The organism is Massilia sp. MS-15 (assembly GCF_020176695.1).
GTDB lineage: Bacteria > Pseudomonadota > Gammaproteobacteria > Burkholderiales > Burkholderiaceae_D > Telluria > Telluria hydrophila.
This window is the reverse complement of the sequence record NZ_JAIWIA010000062.1, coordinates 25,885-35,632: the sequence shown is the minus strand read 5'-3', so window position 1 is coordinate 35,632 and position 9,748 is coordinate 25,885. Positions and strand designations below refer to the sequence as shown.

Sequence of the window (9,748 nt, the reverse complement as noted above, 5' to 3'; positions counted from 1 at the left end):
GCTGCGTTCCACCTCGTTTGCCAACCGCCAACCTTCTGGTCTTTTTGTTTCATCATTGATCCAAAAAATCGCGGCTTTTGATAGGTTTTGTTGAGCAAATTGAGGGTTAAGCGTGCTCCTAGATAGGCGTTTTCATCCGCATCCGAGGACGGGGATACGACCCAAGGGAAATGTGCGCCTGAGCGAAGGCCTGACCCTTCAGAAGACTGCTGATGAATTCGGCGTGCGTTTGAAAGTGAAAGGTCGGAATTGCTCAATGTACGGTATTGCTGTCCGCACAATTAAGGGGTTTTGTTAGGGGTATTTATTCGTGGCCGGGAACACCCTTGTCCGCCTCGTCGGGAATCACATACACGTCGCCCGCCGTCGCCCCCGCCTCGTGCTTCCTGGCCCGCAGGTCGCGGTAGACCGCGGCGCGCATGATGGTCATCGAGACTACCGGCGCCGTCATGAGGATGAACACCGAGATGATGAGCTCGTGGATGACGAGGCGCGACTGCGCGGCCGTGAAGTAGAGCATCGAGGCCAGCAGCAGGCAGCCGGTGCCGAGGGTGATGCTGATCGCCGGGCCGTGGATGCGCTGGTAGAAGGTCGGCAGGCGCAGCAGGCCGAGCGCGCCGATCAGGACGATGCTGGCACCCAGCACCAGCAGCAGGGCCACCGGCAGCGCGGCCCAGGCCGGGATGTGCTCGATACCGCCCAGCAAGCCGTTCATTCGATGACCTCCCCGCGCATCAGGAACTTCGCCATCGCCACCGTCGAGACGAAGCCCACCAGCGCGATCAGGATCGCCCATTCGAAATAGACCTGGGTGCCGAAGCGGATGCCCAGCACCACGGCCAGCAGCATGCCGCACATCCATAGCGTATCCAGCGCCAGCACCCGGTCGTGCGCGGAAGGACCGATCAGCAGGCGCAGGGCGCAGAAGCCCATCGCCAGCAGCACGCACACCATCGCGTAGGCGATCGCCAGTTCAAGCAGGGTTTCCATGGTCCTTCTCTCCTTCGAAAATCTCGATCAGCGGGCGCTCGTAGCGGCGCTGGATGGTGTCGATCCACCATTGGCGGTCGTGCAGGTCGAACACGTGCAGCGACAGCTCGTAGCGTTCCGGCAGGATCTCGACCCAGACCGTCCCCGGCGTCATGTTGATCAGGCAAGACAGCATCGCCAGGCCGTAGGGATCGCGCAGCGTCAGCGGCACCCGGATGAACTGCGCGTTCACGGTGCTGTGGTTGCGTACCAGGATGATGGCGCAGACGTTGAAGCAGGAACGCACCACTTCGACCGAGGCCATCGTCATCAGGCGCAGGAAGGTGACGGGTGCGCGCAGGCGCGGGTAGCCGAAGGGCTGCAGGCGGCGCGTCAGCAGCGGAATGGCGAAACCGAGCGCGGCGCCGAACAGCAGGTTGGCCGGATCGAGGGTCTGGTTGAGCAGCAGCCACAGCGCGCACAGGCACAGCGACACCACCGGGTAGGGCAGCCAGGACATCATGGCGTCTCCCCGGCTGGACTTGCCTGCGGCGCCGGTACCGGCGCCGTGCCGCGCACCTGTCCGATGTACAGGGCGGGGCGGTGCAGGTCCGCGCTGGCGCGGCCGAGGTAGTCGAGCACCGGCTGCGCCTGTACCGTCATCAGCACGGATGCGGCCAGCAGCGCCGCCACCGGCAGCACCTCGGCGCTGTGCAGGCGCGGCGGGCCGAGGATCTCGGCGGCCCAGAAGGTACGTACCCCGAAGCGCATCAGCGAGATGATCGCCACCAGGCCCGACACGATGACCAGCGCCATCAGGCTCCAGCCGCGCGCACCGACCGGCGCCGCCTCCAGGCCCGGGTTGACCAGGGCGTGGAACATCCCGAACTTGGCCACGAAGCCCGACAGCGGCGGCAGGCCGGCGATCATCAGCGCGCAGGCGGCGAAGGCGAGCGACAGGAAGGCCATCGCGGCCGGCACCCCGCGCCCCTTGGGCTCGGCCGGCGCGTCCTCGACCGCGTAGGCTTCCATGGTCAGGGCCAGCATCGCGGCGCCCGGGGTGCGGATACGGTCGATCAGCTCGATCAGGAGTACGAAGGCGGCCAGCGCGATGGTGGAAGCGAGGAAGTAGTACAGGCCGGCCGCGACCAGCGAGGCCTGGCCGTAGCCGATCACGGCCAGCAGCGTGCCGGAAGAGACGATCGCCGCGTAGCCGGCCATGCGCCCGGCGGTGTCGGTGGCCAGCATGCCGGCCGCGCCGAACACGATGGTCGCCATGCCGCCCCACAGCAGGGCATCGTAGCCGTAGCGCGCCAGTTCGCCCGCGCCGTCCGGGAACACCAGCAGCCAGATGCGCAGGACGACATAGGCGCCGACCTTGGTCATCAGCACCAGCAGCGCCGCCACCGGCGGCGAGGCGGCCGAATAGGTGGTGGGCAGCCAGGAACCGAGCGGCCACATGGCGCCCTTGACCAGGAAGGCCAGCGCCAGCACGGCCGCCCCTAGCTTGAGCAGGCCGACGCTGTGCGCGGGCAGGGTGCCCACGCGCGCCGCCAGGTCGGCCATGTTCAGGGTGCCGGTGGTCGCGTAGATCAGCGCGACCCCGGTCAGGAACAGCAGGGCCGCGACCAGGTTCACCGCGATGTACTGGATGCTGGCGCGCAGGCGCGCCACGTTGTAGCCGTGCAGGACCAGGCCATAGGAGGCGGCCAGCATCACTTCGAAGAACACGAACAGGTTGAACAGGTCGTGGGTCAGGAAGGCGCCGTTGATCCCCATCAGCAGGAACTGGAACAGCGAATGGAAGTGCACCCCGATCCGGCTCCAGCGCGGCTGCGCATAGTGCAGCGCGGCCAGGGCCAGCAGCGCTGTCAGCACCAGCATCAGGGCCGACAGGCGGTCGGCCAGCAGCGCGATGCCGAACGGGGCGGCCCAGTTGGCGGCGAGATAGATACCCATGCCGTCCGGCCAGGCGCGGTCGGCCAGCAGCACCAGCGCCACGGCGTTGGCCAGCAGCCCGAGTACCGAAGCGTAGCCGAGCGCGAACTTGAAGCGGTGCCGGCCCCCGGTGAGCGGCACCAGCAGCGCGCCGCACAGCAGCGGCAACAGCACCGGCACGATGAGCAGGTGGCGGGTCCAGTCGAGGCTCATGCGTCCGGCTCCTCGCCGTCCACGTGGTCGGTGCCGGTCAGGCCGCGCACCCCGATCATCACCACCAGGTAGAGCGCGGTGGTGGCGAAGCCGATCACGATCGCGGTCAGCACCAGGGCCTGCGGCACCGGGTCGGCCAGCAGCGCCGGATCGGGCGTGGTGCCGGCGGGCGTGAGCGGCGGCCGGTCCACCTCCAGGCGGCCCATCGCGAAGATGAACAGGTTGACGGCATACGACATCAGCATCAGCCCGGTGAGCACCTGGAAGCTGCGCGGACGCAGCACCAGCCAGATGCCGGAGCCGAACACGATGCCGATGGCGAGCGAGAGCACGATTTCCATCAGCCGATCTCCTTGGCGGGCGGGATGCTGGCCAGGGCCGCGCCGCGGCTGGCGCTGGCCGGAATGCGCCGGCTGCGCAGCGACTGGTGCGCCAGCGCCACCAGGATCAGCATGGTGGTGCCGACCACCACCATGAACACGCCGAGGTCGAACACGAAGGCCGTGGGCACGTGCAGTTCGCCCAGCAGCGGCAGCGTCAGGTGCGCCGTATGGCTGGTGAGGAAGGGGTAGCCGAGCAGCCAGGCCCCCAGGCCGGTACTGCAGGCGATCATCAGGCCCCAGCCGATCCAGCGGTGCGGGCGCAGGCGCAGGTGCGACTCGACCCAGTCGGTGCCGGCCACCATGTACTGCACGATCAGGGCGGTGGCGAAGATCAGGCCGGCCACGAAGCCGCCGCCCGGCAGGTTGTGCCCGCGCATGAAGAAGTACACGGAAAGTACGCCCATCACCGGCAGCAGGAAGCGCAGGTACACAGCCTGCACCATCAGGTAGCCGTCGCGCGCCTGCTCGCCCGGCTTCTGGCCCACCGCCGGATCGACGTCGCTGGCCTGCTGCACCGGGATGGCGATGCTTTCCGGCGCCGGACGGAAGCGGCGCAGCAGCGCGTACACGGTGAGCGCCACCGCCGATAGCACGGTGATCTCGCCCATCGTGTCGAAGCCGCGGAAGTCCACCAGCAGCACGTTGACCACGTTCGCGCCGCCGCCTTCGGCCAGGGCGTGGCGCACGAAGAAGTCGCGCAGGTCGGTGGTCGCGCCTGACTGGGGCAGGCTCAGGACCGCATAGCTGGCCGCGGCCAGGCCCAGGCCGCCGGCCACGGCAATCAGGAGGTCGCGCGAGCGGCGCAGCCAGGTCGCGGCCGGGACCCGTCCCTTCAGGTGGGCCGGCTGGAAGCGCGGCGGCAGCCAGCGCAGGCCGAGCAGGATCAGCACCGTGGTCACGGTTTCCACCATCAGCTGGGTCAGGGCCAGGTCCGGCGCCGACAGCCACAGGAAGGTGGCGCTGGTGGCCAGGCCGGTGCCGCCCACCAGGGCCAGCGCCGCCAGCCGGTGGTACTTGGCCTTCCAGGCCGCGGCCACGGCGCAGCCGGCGCCGATCAGCCACAGCAGGGCAAACAGCGGATGCAGCTCGCCCAGCGCGCCTGCCAGCTGGAAACCGGGGATGCCGGGCAGCGGCCAGGCCAGCAGCACCGGCACCGCCACCATCATCGCCGTCAATACCAGCAGCTGCGGCTGGAGGCGGCGGGTGCCGGTATGGCGCACCAGCCAGGACGCGCCCTGCGCCAGGCCGAGCATGATGTTCTCGTAGAGCTGAGCGCCTTTCAGGCGGTGCAGCACCGGCACCCGGTCGCGCTGCGCCAGCTCGAAGCGGTTGCGCAGGATGAGGTAGGCGACGACGCCGCCGCCCAGCGCGCTCACGCTCATCATGAGCGGCAGGTTCAGGCCATGCCAGATCGCCAGGTTGTATTCGGGCATGGCGCGTCCGAGCACGGCCAGCGCGGCCACTGCCAGCACGTCGCCCACCACGCGCTCGGGCATGACGCCGACCGCGATGCACAGCAGGACCAGCAGTTCGATCGGCACCCGCATCCAGCGTGGTGGCTCGTGCGGCTCCTCCGGCAGGTCGTGCGCCAGCGGACCGAAGAACACGCTGATGAAGCGCAGCGAGTAGATCACGCTGAACAGGCCCATCAGCGCGGCCGCCACCGACATCCACCAGTTCTCGCTGCCGCCCACCACCATGGTCTCGGTGAAGAACATCTCCTTCGACAGGAAGCCGTTCAGCAGCGGCACCCCGGCCATCGCGGCGCTGGCCACGATGGCCAGGGCGGCCGTGTGCGGCATGGCGCGCTTCAGGCCGCGCAGCATGCGCATGTCGCGGGTGCCGGTTTCGTGGTCGACGATGCCGACCGCCATGAACAGCGAGGCCTTGAACACCGCATGGTTCATGGTATGGAAGATCGCCGCCACCACCGACAGCGGCGTGCCGATGCTGAGCAGGACCGTGATCAGGCCCAGGTGGCTGATGGTGGAATAGGCCAGCAGGCCCTTCATGTCGTGCTGGAAGATCGCGAACAGGGAGCCGAGCAGCAGCGTGCACACGCCGGCGCTGCCCAGGATCCAGGTCCATTCCTCGGTGCCGGCCAGGGCCGGCCACAGGCGGATCAGGAGGAACACGCCGGCCTTCACCATCGTGGCCGAGTGCAGGTAGCTCGAGACCGGGGTCGGCGCCGCCATCGCATGCGGCAGCCAGAAATGAAAGGGGAATTGCGCGCTCTTGGTCAGCGCGCCCAGCGCCACCAGGGTCAAGGCCGGCACGTACCAGGCATGGGCGCGGATCCGGTTGCCCGCCCCCAGCACTTCCTGCAGTTCGTAGCTGCCGGCCATGTGGCCCAGCAGCAGCATCCCGGCCAGCAGGCACAGGCCGCCGATGGTGGTGACGGTGAAGGCCATGCGCGCGCCGCGCCGCGCATCGATGCGTTCCTGCCAGTAGCCGATCAGGAGGAAGGACGTCACGCTGGTCAGTTCCCAGAACACTACCAGCTGGATCAGGTTGCCCGACAGGACCACGCCCAGCATGGCGCCCATGAAGGCCATCATGTACGCGTAGAAGCGGGGCACCGGATCGCGCCGCGACATGTAGTAGCGCGCGTACAGCAGCACCAGGGCGCCGATGCCGAGCACCATGATGGCGAACACCCAGGCCAGGCCGTCCATGCGCAGGTGGATGTCGAGGCCGAGGCCGGGCAGCCAGGCATAGCGCTCGTTCAGCACCGTGCCGCCGGCGATCCCGCTGAACTGGACGATGGCCAGCACCAGGGCCGCCAGGGTGGCAATGCCGGCCACGGCCGCGGGGCGGTCGCGCGAATCGGATGGCATGCAGGCCGCGATGAAGGACGCGCCGAAGGGAAGAAGTAAAACGGGCAGCAGGAGCATGGCTCAGCTCCCGCCGCCACAGACTGGCCGCTCAGCCATCGCCGCCTTCCGCGCGCACCAGGAGGGTGTCGCAGGGCAGGTGCTGGAGCAGGTCGTCGCCGCGGCTGCCCATGAACATGCGCGCCACGCCGGGGTGGCGGCGCACGCCGAGCACGGTGAGCTGGACGTTGCAGTCGAGGGCGTAGCGGGCGGCCGCCTCGGCCACCCGGCCGTGCGCCACCGTGGCGCTGAGCAGGGCGCGGTCTTCCGGCGCCAGCGCGCAGCCGTCGAGGAAGCGTTCGCTGCGCACGAGGGCTTCGTCCACCGCGGCCGCCAGCAGTTCGCCGGGGGCGCCGGCGCCGCCTTCCAGCACGTGCAGCAGGGTCAGGCGGCGGCCCGGGAACAGGCGCAGGGCGGTCTCGAGCGCGCGTCGCGCGGCATCCGAGAAATCGTTGGCCACCACGATCCGCTCGTAGCTGCCGCGGGTGCGCTGGCGCACCACCAGCAGTGGCTGCTCCAGGTCTTGCGACAGGCGGGTCGCGGTCGAGCCTAGGATCAGGTCCTGCAGGCTTTCGTCGCGCGAGGCGCCCATCACCACCATCGCATCCGGCATGCCGGCAGCGGTGTCGAGGATGCTGCCGGTGACCTCGCCTTCCAGCACCCGCAGCGTGGGCGCCAGCCCGGTCCCGGCGAATTCCTCGTCCAGTTCGCGGCGCGCGGCCCGCTCGAAAGCGGGGACGGTGCTGGCGCCATCGAGCCAGGAACTGACTTCCTCGGGCGTCTGCGGCCCATCGCGCACGGTCAGGACGACCAGCTCGGCGCGCCACTCGCGCGCCAGCTGCTTGGCGCGATCGAGCGGGCGGTCGCAGCGGGCACCGAGATCGGTGGCCAGCAGCAGGCGCTGGGGTGGAATCGGGAGCTGCGGTGGCAGCGGCAGCTCACCCGGGATGCTGTCGGTCACACGGCCCTCCATGCGGGGGTGAATGGCAAATATGCCTACTGTACTGTTTTTGCATGAGTTCTTGCAACGCATTACCTCTGCTACATCAGCTAAACGATGGTCCAGGCACGTGATGTACTTACTGGCAAGGACGTGCGCGCCGCGCCAGCAGGGGTTGATAAGATCACAGCATGCACATCCTTTGGAGCTACCTGCGTCCGCACTGGCGGCTGGCCGCGCTGGCGCTGCTGCTGGCTGGCCTGGCCCAGGTACTGAACCTGGTCGATCCGATCATTTTCGGCAGGATCATCGACGACTATGCGCTGCATCCCGGCCCGCGCAGCGACGAGGAGCGGGTGGCGGGCGTGCTGCGCCTGCTGGGCCTGGCCGTGCTGGTGGCCCTGCTGGCGCGCCTGGCGAAGGCGCTGCAGGACTACGTCACCCGGCTGGTGGTGCAAAAGCTCGGCGTGGCCATCTTCAACGACGGCCTGCGCCACGTGCTGCGCCTGAAATACCAGGAGTTCGAAGACCTGCGCAGCGGCGAGACCCTGTCGCTGCTGCAGAAGGTGCGCGCCGACAGCGAGCGCTTCATCAACACCTTCATCAATACCGTCTTTGCGTCGCTGGTGGGCGTGTCCTTCCTGGTCTGGTATGCGGTGACCAAGCACTGGCTGCTGGTGCCGGTGTTCCTGGTCGGGGTGCTGGTGCTGGGCGGACTCACCGGCCTGCTGAGCCGCGAGATCAAGACCCAGCAGCGTTCGATCGTGCGCGAGACCAACCGCAACTCCGGCTTCATTACCGAGTCACTGCGCAACATCGAGCTGATCAAGAGCCTGGGCCTGACCTTCACCGAGATCCGCCGCCTGAAGGCGCAAACCGACAGCATCTTCGCGCTCGAGATGGAAAAGGTGAAGCGCATCCGCCTGCTCGCCTTCCTGCAGGGCAGTACGCTGAGCCTGTTGAAACTGGCGATCCTGTTCGCGCTGTTGTGGCTGATCTTTCGCGATGTGCTGTCCACCGGCGAGCTGATCGCCATGCAGTTCATCTCGGTGGCGATCTTCGCCCCGCTGCAGGAACTGGGCAACATCATCCTGGCGCACCGCGAGGTCGAGGCCTCGCTGCTCAACTTCCGCCACCTGATGGACAAGCCGATCGAGCGCCGTCCGCAGGACTTCGTCGAGATCGGGCCGCTCGAGCAGATCCGTTTTGCCGGCGTGGGCTTTCGCCACAAGGGCGCGGCGGAGGATTCGCTGGTGGACATTTCATTTGGCGCCAGCCTGGGCCGGACCCTGGCCTTCGTCGGTCCGTCCGGATCGGGCAAGTCGACCCTGGTGAAACTGCTGGTCGGCCTGTACACGCCGGCGCGCGGCAAGGTGTACTACAACGAGATCTCGACCGAAGACCTGCGCTACAACGAGGCGCGCCGCCAGATCGGTTTCGTGACCCAGGAAACCCATCTGTTCGCGGGCACCATCCGCGACAACCTGCTGTTCGTGAAACCGGAGGCGAGCGATGCCCAGATCATGGCGGCGCTGGAGCAGGCTTCCTGCGCCGGCCTGGTGGCGCGCTCGCCCGAGGGGCTGGACACCATCATCGGCGAGCGCGGCATGAAGCTGTCGGGTGGCGAAAAGCAGCGCCTGTCGATCGCGCGCGCCCTGGTGCGCGAACCGCGCCTGCTGATCTTCGATGAGGCGACCTCGGCGCTGGACTCGCTCACCGAAGAGCAGATCACGAACACCGTGCGCGACATCTCGACGCGCGCCAGCCAGATCACGATCCTGATCGCGCACAGGCTGTCGACCGTGATGCATGCGGACACGATCCACGTGCTGGAAAAGGGACGCATCGTGGAGACCGGCTCGCACGAGGAACTGGTGGCGCAGAAGGGACTGTATTACGCGATGTGGCGGCAGCAGGTCGGCGAGCGGCCAGTGCCGCCCGGCACGGAGCAGGCACCCGACTGAGCGCCCTGCTTTACTGTGCAGGTGTCATCCCGAATGGCTATGACAGCTATTCTTATTTCGAATATTTAACAATTTGAATGGGTGAGCCAAATCATTCATCCAATAAATTGGGAAAGCGGGAAATGCGGAGTCCGGCTTATTGCTGAGCACGCATTTCCCGTTTTATTTCTGTGTTGGCAGGGCAGCAAAGAGGGCGATGAAACCGCCGCGCCATTCATCAAACTCGGCAGTATTAGTCACTTCCTGCACGGTTTTTCTGCATGTTGTTACCGTCAACCACGGTTCCTTTCCTGCGTCGTCAACAGAATTGCCATTTTTGCGTCGACCTACAACAACAGCAAAAAATATTTTTCCATGCGGCAAACAAAGAATTTTTCCGAGCGGTAAAATTGCCGCCTATCAGCTTTCGACGCCAACTTCCGGGTTGGCGTTTTGCTTTTCAGGGCATATCAGCAGTTTTTATTTCTC

At 67.0% G+C, this 9,748-nt stretch carries 10 protein-coding genes; 2 read left to right on the top strand and 8 right to left on the bottom strand.

All coding sequences use genetic code 11. From position 1 onward, the window contains the following. From LCI23_RS19405 to LCI23_RS19370, 8 genes are all read right to left on the bottom strand, one after another. On the bottom strand, nucleotides 1-257 hold a 257-nt coding region (locus LCI23_RS19405), incomplete at its 3' end, for a hypothetical protein (RefSeq protein WP_224948098.1). A 47-nt stretch (nucleotides 258-304) separates the two neighbouring features. Then, nucleotides 305-715, bottom strand: coding sequence for a monovalent cation/H(+) antiporter subunit G (gene mnhG, locus LCI23_RS19400; protein ID WP_307727744.1), 411 nt, complete (start codon nucleotides 713-715; stop codon nucleotides 305-307). After that, the gene (locus LCI23_RS19395) at nucleotides 712-990 is read right to left on the bottom strand and encodes a K+/H+ antiporter subunit F (RefSeq protein WP_224948097.1); all 279 of its coding nucleotides are present in this window, start codon (nucleotides 988-990) and stop codon (nucleotides 712-714) included. The genes mnhG and LCI23_RS19395 overlap by 4 nt, the downstream gene beginning before the upstream one ends. After that, on the bottom strand, nucleotides 974-1,492 hold the full coding sequence (locus LCI23_RS19390) for a Na+/H+ antiporter subunit E (protein ID WP_224948096.1): 519 nt from the start codon (nucleotides 1,490-1,492) through the stop codon (nucleotides 974-976). Before LCI23_RS19390 ends, LCI23_RS19395 begins: the two co-directional genes overlap by 17 nt. Then, complete coding sequence (locus tag LCI23_RS19385; RefSeq protein ID WP_224948095.1) at nucleotides 1,489-3,120, bottom strand: monovalent cation/H+ antiporter subunit D; 1,632 nt, start codon at nucleotides 3,118-3,120, stop codon at nucleotides 1,489-1,491. The genes LCI23_RS19390 and LCI23_RS19385 overlap by 4 nt, the downstream gene beginning before the upstream one ends. Further along, entirely contained in the window at nucleotides 3,117-3,461 is a 345-nt protein-coding gene (locus tag LCI23_RS19380; protein WP_224948094.1) for a Na+/H+ antiporter subunit C, read from the bottom strand. The genes LCI23_RS19385 and LCI23_RS19380 overlap by 4 nt, the downstream gene beginning before the upstream one ends. Next, nucleotides 3,461-6,397, bottom strand: a complete 2,937-nt coding sequence (locus LCI23_RS19375; protein WP_224948093.1) for a monovalent cation/H+ antiporter subunit A — start codon at nucleotides 6,395-6,397, stop codon at nucleotides 3,461-3,463. The genes LCI23_RS19380 and LCI23_RS19375 overlap by 1 nt, the downstream gene beginning before the upstream one ends. A gap of 31 nt (nucleotides 6,398-6,428) precedes the next feature. Next, nucleotides 6,429-7,337, bottom strand: a complete 909-nt coding sequence (locus LCI23_RS19370) for a universal stress protein (RefSeq protein ID WP_224948092.1) — start codon at nucleotides 7,335-7,337, stop codon at nucleotides 6,429-6,431. 170 nt (nucleotides 7,338-7,507) lie between these two features. Between LCI23_RS19370 and LCI23_RS19365 the strand changes: the two genes are divergently transcribed. Next, entirely contained in the window at nucleotides 7,508-9,280 is a 1,773-nt protein-coding gene (locus LCI23_RS19365; protein ID WP_224948091.1) for an ABC transporter ATP-binding protein, read from the top strand. Between the two features lie 81 nt (nucleotides 9,281-9,361). Continuing rightward, nucleotides 9,362-9,667, top strand: a complete 306-nt coding sequence (locus LCI23_RS19360; RefSeq protein ID WP_224948090.1) for a hypothetical protein — start codon at nucleotides 9,362-9,364, stop codon at nucleotides 9,665-9,667. Nucleotides 9,668-9,748 lie beyond the last annotated feature (81 nt).

Excerpts from the sequence above, each read along its gene's own strand:
- LCI23_RS19395 (WP_224948097.1), bottom strand. The coding sequence starts at position 990 with ATGGAAACCCTGCTTGAACTGGCGATCGCCTACGCGATGGTGTGCGTG.
- LCI23_RS19375 (WP_224948093.1), bottom strand. The coding sequence starts at position 6,397 with ATGCTCCTGCTGCCCGTTTTACTTCTTCCCTTCGGCGCGTCCTTCATC.
- LCI23_RS19390 (WP_224948096.1), bottom strand. The coding sequence starts at position 1,492 with ATGATGTCCTGGCTGCCCTACCCGGTGGTGTCGCTGTGCCTGTGCGCG.
- LCI23_RS19365 (WP_224948091.1), top strand. The coding sequence starts at position 7,508 with ATGCACATCCTTTGGAGCTACCTGCGTCCGCACTGGCGGCTGGCCGCG.
- mnhG (WP_307727744.1), bottom strand. The coding sequence starts at position 715 with ATGAACGGCTTGCTGGGCGGTATCGAGCACATCCCGGCCTGGGCCGCG.
- LCI23_RS19385 (WP_224948095.1), bottom strand. The coding sequence starts at position 3,120 with ATGAGCCTCGACTGGACCCGCCACCTGCTCATCGTGCCGGTGCTGTTG.
- LCI23_RS19380 (WP_224948094.1), bottom strand. The coding sequence starts at position 3,461 with ATGGAAATCGTGCTCTCGCTCGCCATCGGCATCGTGTTCGGCTCCGGC.